This is a genomic window from Lentilactobacillus otakiensis DSM 19908 = JCM 15040, assembly GCF_001434145.1.
Classification (GTDB): Bacteria; Bacillota; Bacilli; order Lactobacillales; family Lactobacillaceae; genus Lentilactobacillus; species Lentilactobacillus otakiensis.
This window is the reverse complement of sequence record NZ_AZED01000013.1, coordinates 151,440-168,294: the sequence shown is the minus strand read 5'-3', so window position 1 is coordinate 168,294 and position 16,855 is coordinate 151,440. Positions and strand designations below refer to the sequence as shown.

The following is a 16,855-nucleotide window of genomic DNA, read 5'->3' as shown; positions in this document are numbered from 1 at the left end:
TAATATAATTAAGAAATTTTCAAGGAGGCAACTCATGGCAGAACAATTAACTCATTTTTACAATAAGTTTCAACCAAGTCATTACAACATTTACTTGGACATTAACCGAGCAAACAAACAGTTTTCCGGTACTTCAACAATTACTGGCGATGCCAAGACCCAATCAATTTCCATTCACCAGAAGTTTCTCAACATCGACTCAGTGACAGCTGACGGTGCAGATGTATCATTCACGAAAGATGATGATAATGAAGCAATCAACATCGACCTACCCAAGACAGGCGAAGTGACCTTAGCAGTCAAATTCAATGCCAAACTGACCGACACGATGATGGGGATTTATCCCTCATATTATGAAGTTGACGGCGTTAAGAAACAGATCATTGGCACTCAATTTGAAACGACAGCTGCTCGGCAGGCCTTCCCATGTGTTGATGAACCTGAAGCCAAAGCCACTTTTGACTTGGCCATCAAGTTCGACGAACATGCCGGTGAAACAATTATCAGCAATATGCCCGAAACCCGCACTGAAAATGGTGTTCACTACTTTGACACCACAATGAGAATGTCGACTTACCTGATTGCCTTTGGCTTCGGGGAGCTGCAGAGCAAAGAAACCACTACCAAGAGCGGTGTGAAGGTTGGCGTTTTTGCAACCAAAGCGCATAAAGCAGACGAACTTGATTTTGCGTTGGACATTGCCAAACGTTCGATTGAATTCTATGAAGACTTTTACCAAACCCCATATCCACTTCCTCATTCATGGCAACTGGCATTACCAGACTTCTCTGCCGGCGCCATGGAGAACTGGGGCTTGGTCACTTATCGAGAAGCCTACCTATTGTTAGATCCTAAGAACACTTCATTTGAAATGAAACAATTAGTTGCCACTGTCATTGCTCATGAACTGGCCCATCAATGGTTCGGAGATTTGGTCACCATGAAGTGGTGGGACGACTTATGGTTGAACGAAAGTTTTGCCAATATGATGGAATATGTTGCGATTGATGCCATCGAACCTGACTGGCACATTTGGGAGGTCTTCCAAACTTCAGATGTACCTGCTGCACTGCAACGAGATGCGACTGATGGCGTTCAATCAGTCCATGTTCAGGTTGAAGATCCAGCTGAGATCGATTCGATTTTTGACTCGGCGATTGTCTATGCCAAAGGTGCCAGAATGTTAGTCATGGCCCGGGCATTGGTTGGCGATAAAGCGTTACGCGAGGGCTTGAAGAATTACTTTGCCGCTCATAAGTTCCACAATGCGACCGGTGCTGATTTGTGGGCAGCACTGGGGGATGCTTCAGGCATCAACGTCGGCGCAATTATGAATTCCTGGCTGGAACAACCAGGTTATCCAGTTGTGACTGCCAAAGTCGAAGACGGCAAATTAACCTTGTCACAACAACAATTCTTCATTGGTGAAAGTAAGGACGTTGACCGCAAGTGGCAAATCCCACTTAACAGCAATTACGATGCTGTTCCCGAAATTATGGCTGATCAGACGGTGACTGTAGGCGATTATAAGGAACTTCGCCAAGCAAATGGGAAACCATTCTTCTTGAATGTCGGCAATAACTCACACTTTATTATTCAATATGATGAAACGCTGATGAAGGACATTCTGGACAATGTTGATGACCTGGATGCCATTTCACAACTTCAGGTTCTCCAAGACCTGCGCTTGTTAGCCGATGGTCGCAAGAACTCATATGCCAACATTGTGCCGCTGCTGCCAAGATTTGCTGACAGCCATTCAAATATTGTTAATGCGGCTTTGTATCGGGTTGCCAATAATTTAAAGAAATTCGTGACACCAAAATCAGCAGAAGAAAAGGAACTCAAACAATTTTTCGATAAGCTCAGTTCTGCTCAACTTGATCGTTTGGGATTTGTGCCTAAAGATGGTGAATCCAATGATGATCAACTGACTCGTCCTTACGTTTTAGGTGCATCATTATATGCAGAGAATGCTGATGCCATCGCTTCGGCGCACAGCCTGTTTAAGGGCAACGAGGATAATCTGGCTGGCTTGTCAGCTGATGTTCGAGCCTTTGTCCTCTTCAATGAAGTGAAGAATTTTGGCAGTGAAAAGCTATTTGATCAATTGTTGGCTGTTTATCGGCAAACCTCTGACGCCAGTTACAAGCAGGACATTTGTGCTGCTTTGACTCGTACTACAGATCCAAAACTGATTGCCAAATTGGTCAGCAAGTTTGAGGATGCTGAGACAATTAAACCACAAGATCTGCGGGCATGGTTCCGGGGGGTTCTGGCTAATACCGAAGGCGAACAAGCTGCCTGGGACTGGATCAGAAATAACTGGCAGTGGCTTGAAGAGACGGTTGGTGGTGACATGGAGTTTGCCACCTATATTACCGTAATCTCAAGCGTTTTCCACACATCACAACGATTGGCCGAGTTCAAAGAATTCTTCGTCCCTAAGATTCCAACTCCTGGATTGACACGGGAAATCAAGATGGATGTCAGTGTCATTGATAGCCGTGTTCAATTAGTTGAGGCTGAAAAGGCGGATGTTAATGCTGCAGTCTCTCATGTGGTTAAATAGAATTGAAATTATCCTAAGAGTTTCATCTGCTTGATGGAACTCTTTTGTTATCTGCAAATGTCTGTCTAGTAAAGCATTCCGATTTATTCATTAGTAATTGTGGAGACCATATTTTTTGAGTAATGTTACACATTTATAATAATCTTGAAAAGAAGCAAATTTAGTGGCTTAACAGCGCCACTCAGCAATGTAATATTTTAGTATTCGACCAGGCTGCTTGTTGTGTTTGGACTCATTTCGGCATATGTTGGGTAAGTAAATTAACGACAACTGTTTAGCTGAGTGAATTTGGCATAAACAAATAAATAAATGCGGAGTGGTTTTGAATGAGTTCATTGAGCAAAAAGGCACGGACAATTATTCTTTCGATTTTGACCGTTGTTTTATCAGTATCGATCTTTGGTGCAGTTAAGGCATCGGCCGCAACAACGGTGATCCCAGATATTTCGGAATGGCAGGGGAAACTCACGGATTCCAAAGTATCTAATTTAAAGAGCCAGGTTTCTTTTATCATTAATCGTCGTCAATATGGTGCGAACTATCAAGACAAATACGCGACTAACAACACCAACTTGTACGTTAAATACGGCATTCCATTTGGTGAGTATGATTATGCCACCTTCACAAGCGCCGCAAGTGCTCGAAATGAAGCTAATGTTTTTTACAAGCATTCCAATAAAAATGCCAAGTTCTACGTATTGGACTACGAAGAAAATGACGTCACATCCGGTTCCACTAACTCCGCTGTTAAAGCATGGTACAATCAAATGCGTTCGCTCACCGGTAAGAAGCTGATCTTCTATTCTTATCAATCATTTGCGACATCGCATGCGAATACTGCACGGAAAAGTTTTGACGCCCAATGGATTGCAAACTATTCATCAAAGCCAACCATTCAAACTGACCTTTGGCAATACACCAACAAAAAATACGTTCCCGCATTAAAAGAGTCTGTTGATGCCAGTACCATTTTGAACTCCAGCAAGCCAATCACTTGGTGGATCGGTGGCGCTCAGTCTGCTGATACTGCTAAACCAACATACTTTACCGACGTTGTCTCAAGTGTTACTACAACGCAAAAAATCTACTTATATGATTCTACCAGCTTTAAGAAAGCCAACCGGGTTGTGAAAGTTCAGGCCGGTACCAAAGTCAATGTGACCGCGATCCACAAACGCTCCACTGGTTCGTATTACTTTGAAACGGCAGATGGCCGCTACTTAACTGCCAACAAGAACTATGTCCAATAATCTGTGTCAAACATTTGGAGGGAAACAATGAAACTCTATAAATTAGGTGGCATTCTGTTACTCAGCTTGGTCCTTGTCGGCTGCAGCAATGGTAATTCCAGTAAGCAAAGTTCAAATAATGAGTCAAAGACTGATATGCAAAACTCCAGCAGTTCAAGCAGTTCCGCCACCAGTTCGAGTACGACTAGCCAAGAAAGTGCTTCAACTACTTCTGGCGCAAATAATTCTCAATCCGACGGTCAATCATACGACTTCTCGTCTTTGACACAAGATCTATCAAGTAAATTATCAGATACGTTATTGCCACAAAATTCTGGGTTGAGCGATACCTCAAAGAATATTCACATCAGATATAATGGTAATTCAGCCGATAGTAATATTTACTATAGTGTTGGTAATGATGCGTTAGCTTTAAATGATGCCAGCATTAAAGCTGAAACACCATATGCGTTATTAACAAAACGTAGCTATTCTTCAGCTTCCGATGCCCAAAGCCATTTGGATTACACATCAGCTTCCGAGATCAAAGGCCTACCCAAAGTGAACCTCGGTCATTCTATCATCGGCCACACCCAATCAGGTGCTGGTCAGCAGTATATTTCTTGGAATGAAGGCAATTGGTCAATCAGTGTTCACGGTAGTCCTGTCAATAACACCACGCCTAAGAAATTAGCGATTTCAAGTGTTGACATGTTTGAAAGTTATTCATTGCCAGCACCCAACACACAAGGGGTTGTCAAATTCAATGTCGGTAGTTCATCACAGGTCATTACCTGGCAAGCTGGTAGTGTTGTTTACCGATTAAAGGCGAATGATCCTGCTGTTGCCATTCGGATGGCCGCCAGCATGAAATAAGTTAACTCACAAGAATCTCACTTATGAAGTGAGATTCTTTTTTATTTACATGGCCACGTGACGTTGCACAGCCGCAAAGGTTGGCATAAACTTGGTAGATAGTAATTAATGTGAGGCAATGAGATGACAATTGAATTTGAATACGCAACCCAAAATGAATTACCTAGAATTGTTGAAATATATAATGAAATTATTCCGAGTCGCATGGCAACAGCAGATTTGGAACCCGTTTCAGTTGAATCACGGCAACCTTGGTTTGATGAATTTAATCATGACTCCCGACCATTGTGGGTGATGAAAATTGACGGTCAAATTGCTGGGTGGGTTGGCTTGGAATCGTTCTATGGTCGACCTGCATATCACCATACAGCAGAGATCAGCATCTATATTGACGCAGAATTTCGACATCATGGTTTAGGTCAGCAAGCCCTTGATTTTGTCAGCAATGAACTATCAAGACTTGGGTTAGATGCGCTAGTAGCCTTTATCTTCAGTCACAACGTACCGAGTCAAAAGCTATTCAGACACAACGGCTTTGAAACCTGGGGGCATTTGCCGGATGTCGCCGAGATGGACGGAAAACGACGAAGTTTGGATATTTTGGGAAAACATTTTAATTAATTTTAGTTAACAAAAGACGATTGGGACAGCATCCTGATCGTCTTTTTTGGTGCTTAATAGAATATTTAAAAACAAATAGTTGCATGTTCCAGGTTACAGATGTAAACTAACAATTGTTAAGAGCTACAAACGTAAACTTAAATCAAATTAAAAATGAGGTTGATGAAATGATAGATGCAAAAAATGTGACCATTACCGATTCTGAATGGGAAGTGATGCGCGCCATTTGGACAATGGGGCAAGCCACCAGTCGGGAACTGATTGATGCGATGCATGAGTTAAAAGGTTGGTCTGATTCCACTACTAAAACACTCCTTCATCGTTTGATCAAAAAGAATGCTGTTGAACAGACTGGCGATAGCCGCCCGTATACATTTAAACCGGTGGTCGGGGAGAAAGAATCAATGTCTGCGGCAGCTGATGATTTATTTGATCATATGTGTGCGATGCGAGCTGGTTCGACAATTGCTCAGGTGATTAAGACTCGTGAGCTTTCAAAAAGTGATATCGCGGAACTACAACAGATCTTAGCTGAGAAAGCTAAGGATGCCCCAGAGATGGTTCAGTGCAATTGTCTACCTGGAAAAATGACATGCGAGGAGGATAGTTGAAATGGCAAAGAATAATGATGATATGAATATGGACCATGGGATGGGTGATATGGATCACTCAAAGATGGATGCCAATAAAATGAACATGGATCATGATATGAAAAATATGGATCAAGATATGAGCCACATGGACCACTCGGATATGAGGATGGACCATGGCGACATGGATATGTCTGGCATGGAGATGGGCGGCGACATGATGATGCATGGCGGCCAAATGATGCACATGGGGAATTTGAAGCAAAAATTCTGGGTTTCAGTTGTCTTAGCAATTCCAGTATTATTGCTAGCGCCAATTATGGGACTCAACGTCGCGGTCATCAATTTCAACGCCCCCGTAATTAAAGGCATCGCCATTCTGTTATTTGATACCGCGCTGTATTTTTATGGCGGATCACCATTTCTGAAGGGTGCATGGGCTGAAGTCAAGAGTAAAGCACCTGCAATGATGACCTTGATCACGTTAGGTATTTCAGTTTCATACTTCTACAGTATTTATGCCTTTATTGCCAATAACTTGATGCATACGCCGACTCACGTAATGGACTTCTCATTTGAACTGGCCACTTTGATCTTAATCATGTTACTGGGCCATTGGCTGGAAATGAATGCTGTGATGGGCGCGGGGGATGCCGTTGAAAAAATGGCAGCACTCTTGCCTAAGACTGCCCATTTAGTGACTGAAAATGGTGAAACGCAAGATGTCCAGGTTTCTGATTTACAAGTTGGGCAATCGTTCCAAGTTCGTTCAGGCGAAAGTATTCCTGCTGATGGAACGATCACAAATGGGCAATCAACAGTGAACGAAGCACTGGTTACCGGTGAATCTGCTGCCGTTAACAAAAATGTTGGCGATAAGGTCATCGGTGGCGCCACTAATAACAACGGAACATTAACCGTCGAGATTACTGGAACTGGTGAGTCCGGTTACTTGTCACAAGTCATGAAGATGGTTCAAGAAGCTCAGCAGTCAAAGTCAAAGGCTGAAGACCGAGCAGATCTGGTTGCTAAATATTTGTTCTACGCCGCATTGTCAGTTGGTATCATCGCGTTTTTCGCATGGTTACCGCAAGGCTTATCGGTTGGATTGACCCGAATGGTAACGGTCTTCGTGATCGCATGTCCTCATGCTTTGGGGGTTGCAATTCCTTTGGTAGTTGCGCGTTCGACTTCAATTGGTGCCCAGAATGGGTTGCTGGTTCGAAATCGTCAAGCAATTGAAGCCAGTCAGCATGTCAGCCATGTTTTGCTGGATAAGACTGGAACGTTGACTGAAGGTAAATTCACAGTGAACGCTTTGGTACCAGTTGCCGGCAGCGACGAACAGTCATTGTTAAGCAAACTGGCTGCACTTGAGAGTAACTCAACCCATCCTTTGGCTCAGGCAATTATTGCCGCAGCTGAGGAGAAGGACATCAAGATTGAAGCTGCTCAAAACTCACAAAACATTCCTGGTGTCGGAATTTCTGGTGATATTGATGGCCAGAACTACACGATTGTGAATGGAAATTATTTAACTAAAAATGGGATCTCGTTTGATGACGCGACTGCCGATCAATGGGCAGCCAAAGGTAACTCTGTCAGCTTCCTGCTTCAAGACAAGCAAGTTTTGGGGATGGTTGCCGAAGGAGATACCATCAAGTCTGGTGCTAAGAATTTGATCGCCGGCTTGAAGCAACGCGGGATTACCCCTGTGATGCTGACTGGTGATAATCAGAAGGCAGCCGAACATGTTGCCGGATTACTTGGACTGGATGAATTTCATGCTGGTCTACTTCCAAATGATAAGCAGAAGATTGTTTCCGAGTATCAAGCCAAGGGCAATCATGTCATCATGGTCGGCGACGGGGTTAATGATGCACCTAGCTTGGCAGAAGCCAACATTGGTGTTGCAATTGGTGCCGGAACTGATGTGGCAATTGATTCAGCCGATGTGATTCTGGTTAAATCAGAACCAAGTGACATTCTCCACTTCCTTGATTTGGCCAAGATTACCAATCGGAAAATGGTTCAAAACCTTTGGTGGGGAGCAGGCTATAACATCATTGCCATTCCTTTGGCTGCCGGTGTCTTAGCCTTCGCAGGGATTATCCTGGATCCAGCCGTTGGTGCTGCAGTCATGGCAATGTCAACAATTATCGTTGCCTTGAATGCAATGGGCCTGACAGCAGAAAAGATCAAGAATAACTAAATTGAATTTGATGATAGAGCAGTTATGGTAAACATAAGGCTCTACAATATCTGTTGTTGGTAATAGATTTTATCTATTACTGATGACAGATTTTTTGTATATTGTTTATTGAACACAAAAAAGCGGACATTCCCTGTCCGTTCATTAAAACCAACAACCACGAAGATTTTACAGAAAGAAGGAAATGTCCTTATGTGTCATGATACTACCAAGTTATTGTTAGGTATAGACGATATTCACATTCAGATTATAGATGGCGTAAAGGGAAGCGATGGAGTTGTCCGTTTGGAGGGCCGTTTAGACTATCAGCCGGAGGCTTGTCCCAATTGTGGCATCATCAATGAAGGACAAATCATTAATTATGGCTGGCGCAAGACGCTCATCCGTTTTTCAAAAACCCTCGGCAACCGATGCGATGGGTTTGAATTCATGGACGGTGAAACCCACGAATTAATTGACCTGCTGCCTTCTGGAAAGCAGATGGCTGTTCTGAAGAAATGAATTGCACCATTAAAATGCTTCAAATGCATCACGAAGAAATCCACAACACCTTTACCAACCAGTATTCAAACGGTCTTCTAGAAGGTTCTAATAACAAAATTAAAGCCATAAAGCGAGCCAGCTTTGGCTACAAGAGTTTCTTCAGATTTCGAACTCAGGTGTTGTATGTCTTTAAGATCAAAACAAAAAAGCCCTAATCACAAAGTGGTTAGAACTCTAATATTTGGATTCACCAACAACGGTTGACGAAGAGCCCCAAAAGTTTGACAGGGCGCTGTTTAGTACATAAATGATTCTATTTTTGAACGACGACCAATGACTTGATTGCTTCACGTTTGGCCATTGCCTGGTAGGCATCATCAATGTCATCAAGGCTAAAACGTTTGGTGAAGACTTTACCAGGGTGAATCTCACCATCCAACACGGCCTTTAATAGGACTGATTTGTCATAAGTGGTGACAGATGCAGGACCACCGGCGATGCCGAGGTTACCATAGAATGAATTAGTGAGATCTGTTTTTGGTGTGTGTGGTAACCCAACCCGGCCGACAATTGCACCTGGGCGAGCGACTTTCATTGCGGTATCAGTCGACAACTCTGAGCCGACACATTCAAGAACGGCATCAGCACCGGCACCATTGGTCAGGGCCATGACTTTGGCAACCGCTTCGTCACCACGTTCGGCAACAATATCAGTGGCACCAAATTCAGTGGCCAATTTCTGACGATCTTCATGGCGACTCATTGCGATAATCCGGCTGGCACCACGCATCTGAGAAGCAATGACACCACATAAGCCAACCGCACCATCACCGACAACTACGACCGTGTCACCGGGCTTAACATTTGCCGTGCGAGCGGCATGGTAACCAGTCGCCATGACATCAGCCAGTGACAACAGCGAATTCAGCATGCCGTCACTATAATCTTCAGGTTGACCGGGAATTTTAACCAGGGACCATTCAGCGTGTTGGTAACGGACATATTCTGCTTGATAGCCGGAGCTAAAATTGTCGCTGTGACTCTGACAGCTGCCTTCATAACCGGCACGGCAAGCTGCACAATGGCCACATCCGTGGGTAAATGGTGCGATGACGAAGTCACCAGGTTTGACAGTCGTGATATCTTTGCCGACTTGATCGACAATTGCGATGGCTTCATGGCCGCTATTCTCGGAATTGGGTTCTTTATCCTCCAAACCGCGGTAGGCCCATAAATCAGATCCACAGACACAGGCACGAACGATGTGCAAAATAGCATCGTCGTCAGCTTGAATTGACGGCTTATCGATATTGGTAATTTCAACTTTTCCAGGTTTAACAAATAATGTTGATTCCATAAGTGATCTCCTTTATCTTTATTACAAGTTAATTGTAGACCTTGAAGTCCACTTTAAGGCAACAGGCATTTTAAAATTAACGATCTTCCTCGGCTAGACGGGCTTGCAGTTTGAGATCGTATTGTCGCATGACCGGCATCAGCAATGCGAAAATCCCACAGATAACCGTCCCAATTCCAGCAATGATGAATAGCATTTCAACACCTAATGTATCCGCCAACGGTCCGGCAAAGATAAGGCCAACCGGGCCGGTCAGACTCATTAATGAGTTCAGCACACCAAGAACACGACCGAGTTGTTGCGGTGGGTAGCTCTGTTGGATCATTGCCATTAAAAGGGTATTGAAAAACGGCGTGGCGATCCCTTCGACGACATTTAAAATCGCAAACCACATAAACCCGGTTTGATTACCTGGCAATAGGCCACTGAGACCAGTTGGGATTCCAACCAGGAAAAAGGCAATAATGACCGGCTTCATTCGGTCTCGCCAATTTCCCCAGATACCAATAATGGCGCCGCCAGCCAACATGCCAGCTGAATACAGTGCTTCAATAAAGCCGGCTTGGCCAACGGTTCCCTGAAAATATTTCATGGTCATCAATGGATACATGCTGGCAGCGGGCATATAGAGCAATGTGAAGACGGCTCCGGTGATGGTGATATACCAGAGTCCTTTATTATTCATTAGCTGCTGCACCCCCAATTTGGTGTTGTGAAGCATGTGCAAAGCAGCATCGATTTTCTCATTATTGGGAATTTGAACCCAGATCAGGATACTAATTCCCAGAATCGCACCGAGTACATCCAACAAGATCAGGTATTGTAAAGGAATGATCGCAAATAAGAAAGCACCCAAAGCTGGGGCAATGATCATATTTGCAGATTGAACCATCCCCAATTGCCCGTTGATCTTGGTTAGCTCTTTGTCCGGCACCATCGTCGGAATCACTGATTGGATTGTTGGCATTTGAAACGTTTGGGCAATTGAACGCATCAATAGCGACACGAAAATTAACCAGATGGGGAAGACGTGAAAGACACCACCTGAAATTGACAGAATGATGGCAAAGACCGCGGCTACCACATCAGGTACAATTAATAAAGCCTTCTTGTTCCAGCGATCGACTAACGGCCCCACAAATGGGCTTAACAACGCCATCGGCAGCATCCCCAAAATGGTGGCAATACTCAAGATGGTCGCCGAGCCGGTTTCCTTGGTTAGATACCAGATAATCGCGTATTGTACGATCATACTAGTGATGCCAGTTAAGAATTGACTCCCCAAGAATAGGTAAATATTTCGACGCCAATGTTCATGACTAACCCTCATCGCAAATACCTCATGATTTCATAAATTCAACTTTATCCATATTTTACCGTAATTGGCATAAAAACGGGTGAAATACCGTCAAAGTTCCTGACTTTACCTGGTGGTTGTGATAAGCTCATTTAAGATGTATTTTGCAAATTAAAGGAGATATAAAATGACTTTACCTCAATTAGATTTAGAGAATGCCAAGGGCCCTAAAGCAACCATCAAAACCAATCATGGCGACATTGTGGTCCAATTATTCCCAGAAGAAGCACCAAAGACAGTGGAAAACTTTGTTGCACTTGCTGAAAAGGGCTACTACAACGGTGTTATTTTTCACCGAGTGATTCCTGATTTCATGATCCAAGGCGGCGATCCAACTGGTACCGGAATGGGTGGCGAAAGTAGCTTTGGCGGCAACTTCGCCGATGAATTTTCACCAGAACTATTCAATATTAACGGTGCCCTGTCAATGGCCAATGCTGGTCCTGACACGAACGGCAGTCAATTCTTTATCGTTACTAACGAACACGTGGATGACGGCATGATTTCTCAAATGAAGACAGCCGGTTATCCCGAAGAAATTATTGATGCCTACAAGAATGGTGGCACACCATGGCTTGACTTCAGACACACCGTCTTTGGTCAAGTGATTTCAGGTATGGATGTTGTCAAAGAAATCAGTAAGGTTAAGAAAAATTCACAAGATAAGCCTGATGAAGATGTTGTGATGGAATCAGTTGAAATTGCAAAGTAGAGTGTAACAACTTTCTTCCAAGATTTTTTGTGCTCTACTGCTATTCAGCCAAAACGTGCGACAGTCGGTTGATCCCGGCCATTTAAGAGCAAAAAGCAATCATTCCAAATTCAGGAATAATCGATTTTTGCTCTTAAATTCTGGGATCAAAACGCCTCGTGTCGCACTCTTTTTTTACAATTAGAACGTCGTTAATTCACAATCAGAGCCCCGTTCGCGGTACGATTGATGTGTAGAGAAATGTTAATTGTGATTAAGGCGGTGAAATGATGACAAAATTTGATTCAACATTTAGAAATGAAGTAAATATTACTCAACCATACATTCAAGGTGAAACAGAGGATGAGGTTCGACGTAAGTATCACTTGGATAAAGTCGTCAAGTTAGGTTCTAACGAAAATCCTTACGCCCCTTATTATCATTCTAAAAATGCGATGATTCGCAGTATCAGTACACTGAACCGGTATCCAGAAGATGACTTTGTTAACTTGAAGCAACTATTAGCTGATGAGAATGACTTGAAACCAGAAAATGTCGCTCTGGGAAGCGGTGCCGGCAATATCATTGAGACCATCTCCAAGATGTTCATTAATGAAGGTGATGAAGTATTGATCGCCAAACAGTCATATCGGCTGTACCGCGAAGTTTCCAAATTAATGGGCGGCAAAGTGATCGAAATTCCGTTAACCGATGATTATCAATTTGATTTGGAAGAATTTCAGCACAAAATTACTGACAAGACGAAGTTAATCTGGATCTGTAATCCGAATAACCCGACCGGTACTGTGACCGACGCTTCAAAACTTGAGGCGTTTATGGATCAGGTTCCAGATGATGTTTGGGTGATTGTCGATGAAGCATACGCGCAGTTTGCCAATCACTTGAGTCTGGCTAACTTTGTTCGTTATATTGGCCGCAAACGCGTCATGGTAGTGCGGACATTTTCCAAATTCTATGGCTTGGCCGGGGCACGGTTGGGCTATGTCCTAGCCGATCCGGAAGCAATTCAAGCTTATGATACCGTCACCGAACCATTCAACACCAATCGGACAGCGATTGCAGGCGCAGCTGCCGCAATTCAGTTTGATCAAGCTCAAATTGAGGGCACTCGAAAGAAGATTTTGGGTGACCGGGAAGGGTTGATTGAATCACTGGGACTACTTGGCTTCAGTGTGGCACCATCTCAAACCAACTTTGTCTTTGCAAAGCTACCTGATGGGGCACCCAACGCCACAACAATTGCCGACGCCCTCATGAAACAAGGAGTGATCATTCGTGACTGCACACCATGGGGCTATCCGGATCACATTCGGGTGACAGTTGGCACACACAAAGAATTGGAATTCTTCCTATCCAAACTAACTGCCGTTTTATCCAATTTATAATTTTGATCTAAGCGCAGGAGTGGTGACAAGCTCAATTGAATTTTTTGGAAAACCATTGGCAGACAAAAAGCAATCAGTCCAAATGTTGGACTGATTGCTTTTTAATTGTCGGAACAGTTAAATTTTTTGCTGATAAAAATTGAATTAACTTACAATATCTAATGGACCGTGATCATCGATGTGATTGTCATGAACATGTTGAAGACGTCCGTTTACCAAATAATCCATGTGATCACCATGTGGAACTTGTTGATGACCACAATATTGATCGTGGATTTCGCCTTCTACGGGATGTTCGCCGTCAGGATTTTGGTCAGAAACTTCAATCTTACATTCGTCCCAGTGATCTTCGTGTTTGTGGTGCAAATGACCGTTGGCTTCAACAAAATCAATATGGTCGTGATGCAAAACTTTAGTATGTCCACAATGTAAACTATGAACGTGGTTTGCGTCAACTTCTGCCTTTAAATCTGTCATTGGAATTCCTCCCTTGGGAAAGCCATAAGCGTCCATACAGTATTATATAAACATATCTATATAGGTGAGTCAAGAATCATCGCTAAATTTTTGACAACAACGTGGCATTTCAAATTTCCTGGGGTAGTCATGAAATAAAACCCGTAGTTTACTTGGAGTGAACTTTATTTTGAAAATCTACTAGACGTGACAGCGAAGGGTATGTATAATAAACAGTAACCATTACCATTTAGCTTTGGTAAGGTTCATGTAAGTATTATTTTCAAACAAGTAATAGCTTCCTAATCTTACCTCAACAACTGTGAATGCATCGTCACCCTTATCAATGCGCCCATCAATCAACAGACAGCAAATGGCTGGTTGCAGTCACTTCATGCTCTTGCAAATTTATTTGCTGGAATATGAAGTGATTTTTTATTTGGAGATATTTAAATGAATGTACATCCATTTCTACAAAAATCGACTGTCTTTATCATCTTGAATTTGGAAATTGTTATCTATGTTGCTACGGTAAATGACGCGCCCCTCCATCACTAGAAGATTGCCCAAGACTTGGAGTATCATCGCGGCCAGCAATTATTGATCCACTTGCAGCACTGGGGGTTATCATAGGCATTCCAGTTGCCATCCGAGTGATCAACTATCAGAGACAAAGAAAGGATCTCAACTAGTGAGATCCTTTTTGAAGACTATTTTTGGATTTGTTTCAAAACATTCTTCACAGCTTGTGCTTGGAATTCAGCCTCAGCCTGCTTTATGATCTTAGCACGGTCAGCAGTTGACATGGTTGGATTCTTTTTCATTGCGACCATTACTTGTTTGGCGACAAACGCTTTGGCCTGAGTCTTAAGTTTTGCTTGGTAAGATTTACTTGCCATCATTTTCTTAAGCGCTTTGGCTTGTTGAACGGAGAGCACCTGAACTGATTTGTTCACGTAAAGAATGTTTTGTCGCTTGACGAACTTATGATTTTCACCGGAAATGCCAAACCATAATTTAGCGGCATCACTCTTATATTCCCAACGCGTTGTGTTGGTAACCATATGAGTTGATCCACTGACTTTTACCACTTTGTTGCTGGTATCTGTCGTTTGGGTGTGTGACTTTTTCTTGGCATCCTTTGATTTTTGATAGATATAAACCTGATGCTTGTTGGCAGTGCCAATTGGTTGGTAAAGCAACATTTGCATCTGCTTATTACCGATTGGGTAAATTTGTTGAGTGGTTTGCTTGGTAACTTGTGTCATACCATAGTGATCATGGTCATTTTTGATGATGAAGACCATTGATACGATCGCCAGCAGCAGTGACAACGCAGTTAAAGTGTAGCTGGCCGGCTTATTTGAGATATAGATAAAGAAGATGAAGGAGAGAACGACTCCTATCGCAAGTGTTATAACGATCATTAGTCTTCACCTCCATTTTTAGTATAGTCGTTTGAGTGACCGCGGTTCTTCAAGAAGAAGGCGGTGATCAAAGCCAAGACACAGAAGAGCAGTGAGATGGCAAATGCGGCGTGGTAACCGGTCAAGGTTGCGTTGATCATGTGATCACGGTAGCCCAGTGGGTTGGATGTCAGCATTGATTTGCCAGGTTGGTTACTCTTGGTTACGTTGGTCAAAATACTAATCAGCACAGCAGTACCAACTGAAGACGCCACTTGACGCTGTGTGTTGTTAACAGCAGTTCCGTGACTTAACAAATTAATTGGCAATGAGTTCATACCAACTGTTGTCGCAGGCATCATGGTCATGGAAATTCCAAACATCCGGATTGCGTAGAAGACAACGATGTATAAGGTCGAAGTACTCTTGGTAATAAAGATAAATGGAATTGAACCCAATGTCAGCAAGGACATTCCTAAAATAGACAGTCGTTTGGCACCAAATCGGTCAACGGCTCGACCTGTAATTGGGCTCATAATTCCCATCATCAAGGCACCGGCTAACAGTGTTAATCCGGAATGGAAGGCTGACATCCCTTTGACGATCTGGAGATATAGTGGAATAACCATTTCAACACCAACCATGGCCATCATGGTAACTGAACTCAAAATGGCTGAAACGGTAAATGGAACTGAGCGGTAAACTCTGAATTCCAAGAATGGGGTCTTCATGGTTAATTGACGCCAGATGAACAAAGCGATGAAGACAACACCGACGATTAAAGTCGAAATAACCAAGGTGCTGCCCCAACCGTCTTCACCAACGGATGAGAAACCGTAAAGTAAACTTCCAAATCCGATTGTTGACATGACGATTGAAAGCAGATCAATTCCGGTCTTCTTAGTATCCAAAACATTTCTGACAAACCAGAAGCTGCCCAAAATGACCAAGAACATAAGTGGAATGATCATTCCGAACAGATCACGCCAAGTCCAGTTGTCGATGACCCATCCTGAAAGGGTTGGACCAATCGCAGGAGCCAGCCCAATAACGATTCCGGCAAGCCCCATGGCCGTTCCCCGTTTGGCAGGTGGGAAGATTGACAACATGATTGTCTGAAGCAATGGCATAGTAACACCAACACCAAGTGCTTGAATCAGACGACCAATTAACAATGTCGCAAAGTTAGGTGCGACATAACAAACGATCGTTCCAGCAAAGAAAACGGTCATGGCACTAATATAGAGCCATTTAGAATTGAAACGCGTGCTTAACCAAGCACTCACAGGAATCATAATTCCGTTCACCATCATGAAACCAGTGGTCAACCACTGAACAGTCGATGTATTCACGTCGAATGCTTTCATAATAGTTGGAAATGCGGTTGAAAGAATCGTTTGGTTCAAAACGGTACAAAATGTTCCGATTAGAATAACGATAATCATTAAACCACGGTTGTATGACTTCCCGTTTTTATCTACTGCGTTACCCACGATTTAAGACCTTCTTTATTTAAAATTTTGATTTCTTTTAAAATCGAACATGGACTAATATAAGATTATTCGCCCTAATTGTCAAGGAAGTTGACAAACATATATA

15 protein-coding genes are annotated in these 16,855 nt (G+C 43.1%); 10 read left to right on the top strand and 5 right to left on the bottom strand.

The features are described from left to right. The first annotated feature begins 34 nt into the window (after positions 1 to 34). The 8 genes from FD05_RS06805 to FD05_RS11855 all read left to right on the top strand — a co-directional run bounded on the left by FD05_RS06805 (position 35) and on the right by FD05_RS11855 (position 8,798). Positions 35 to 2,572 carry a M1 family metallopeptidase gene (locus FD05_RS06805; RefSeq protein ID WP_020281030.1) on the top strand — a complete coding sequence of 846 codons (2,538 nt, stop codon included), beginning with the start codon at positions 35 to 37 and terminating at the stop codon, positions 2,570 to 2,572. A 326-nt stretch (positions 2,573 to 2,898) separates the two neighbouring features. Further along, a complete protein-coding gene (locus FD05_RS06800; RefSeq protein WP_020281031.1) occupies positions 2,899 to 3,822 on the top strand; it encodes a GH25 family lysozyme in 924 nt (307 codons plus the stop codon). Positions 3,823 to 3,849: 27 nt separating this feature from the next. After that, positions 3,850 to 4,677: a hypothetical protein gene (locus FD05_RS06795; protein WP_020281032.1), complete on the top strand. Its 828-nt coding sequence runs from the start codon at positions 3,850 to 3,852 to the stop codon at positions 4,675 to 4,677. A gap of 123 nt (positions 4,678 to 4,800) precedes the next feature. Further along, the gene (locus FD05_RS06790) at positions 4,801 to 5,298 is read left to right on the top strand and encodes a GNAT family N-acetyltransferase (RefSeq protein WP_020281033.1); all 498 of its coding nucleotides are present in this window, start codon (positions 4,801 to 4,803) and stop codon (positions 5,296 to 5,298) included. A gap of 167 nt (positions 5,299 to 5,465) precedes the next feature. Continuing rightward, complete coding sequence (locus tag FD05_RS06785) at positions 5,466 to 5,909, top strand: CopY/TcrY family copper transport repressor (RefSeq protein ID WP_020281034.1); 444 nt, start codon at positions 5,466 to 5,468, stop codon at positions 5,907 to 5,909. Position 5,910: 1 nt separating this feature from the next. After that, entirely contained in the window at positions 5,911 to 8,100 is a 2,190-nt protein-coding gene (locus tag FD05_RS06780; RefSeq protein ID WP_020281035.1) for a heavy metal translocating P-type ATPase, read from the top strand. A gap of 192 nt (positions 8,101 to 8,292) precedes the next feature. Then, positions 8,293 to 8,601 carry a hypothetical protein gene (locus FD05_RS11860; RefSeq protein WP_039932781.1) on the top strand — a complete coding sequence of 103 codons (309 nt, stop codon included), beginning with the start codon at positions 8,293 to 8,295 and terminating at the stop codon, positions 8,599 to 8,601. Beyond that, positions 8,598 to 8,798, top strand: coding sequence for an ISL3 family transposase (locus tag FD05_RS11855; protein ID WP_039932862.1), 201 nt, complete (start codon positions 8,598 to 8,600; stop codon positions 8,796 to 8,798). Before FD05_RS11860 ends, FD05_RS11855 begins: the two co-directional genes overlap by 4 nt. A gap of 98 nt (positions 8,799 to 8,896) precedes the next feature. On the opposite strand, the gene FD05_RS06765 is transcribed toward FD05_RS11855, so the two are convergent. Further along, positions 8,897 to 9,940, bottom strand: coding sequence for a zinc-binding dehydrogenase (locus FD05_RS06765; protein WP_020281037.1), 1,044 nt, complete (start codon positions 9,938 to 9,940; stop codon positions 8,897 to 8,899). Between the two features lie 76 nt (positions 9,941 to 10,016). Continuing rightward, complete coding sequence (locus FD05_RS06760; RefSeq protein WP_039932782.1) at positions 10,017 to 11,270, bottom strand: MFS transporter; 1,254 nt, start codon at positions 11,268 to 11,270, stop codon at positions 10,017 to 10,019. 154 nt (positions 11,271 to 11,424) lie between these two features. On the opposite strand from FD05_RS06760, the gene FD05_RS06755 reads away from it, so the two are divergent. Together FD05_RS06755 and hisC are read left to right on the top strand one after the other, a co-directional pair. Continuing rightward, complete coding sequence (locus FD05_RS06755) at positions 11,425 to 12,009, top strand: peptidylprolyl isomerase (RefSeq protein WP_020281039.1); 585 nt, start codon at positions 11,425 to 11,427, stop codon at positions 12,007 to 12,009. 269 nt (positions 12,010 to 12,278) lie between these two features. Beyond that, positions 12,279 to 13,394, top strand: coding sequence for a histidinol-phosphate transaminase (gene hisC, locus FD05_RS06750; RefSeq protein WP_039932784.1), 1,116 nt, complete (start codon positions 12,279 to 12,281; stop codon positions 13,392 to 13,394). A 144-nt stretch (positions 13,395 to 13,538) separates the two neighbouring features. On the opposite strand, the gene FD05_RS06745 is transcribed toward hisC, so the two are convergent. The 3 genes from FD05_RS06745 to FD05_RS06735 form a co-directional block, all read right to left on the bottom strand. Beyond that, positions 13,539 to 13,871, bottom strand: a complete 333-nt coding sequence (locus FD05_RS06745) for a hypothetical protein (RefSeq protein WP_020281041.1) — start codon at positions 13,869 to 13,871, stop codon at positions 13,539 to 13,541. 689 nt (positions 13,872 to 14,560) lie between these two features. Continuing rightward, positions 14,561 to 15,277: a DUF4811 domain-containing protein gene (locus tag FD05_RS06740; protein ID WP_039932786.1), complete on the bottom strand. Its 717-nt coding sequence runs from the start codon at positions 15,275 to 15,277 to the stop codon at positions 14,561 to 14,563. Continuing rightward, complete coding sequence (locus tag FD05_RS06735; protein ID WP_039932787.1) at positions 15,277 to 16,749, bottom strand: MDR family MFS transporter; 1,473 nt, start codon at positions 16,747 to 16,749, stop codon at positions 15,277 to 15,279. The genes FD05_RS06740 and FD05_RS06735 overlap by 1 nt, the downstream gene beginning before the upstream one ends. Positions 16,750 to 16,855 lie beyond the last annotated feature (106 nt).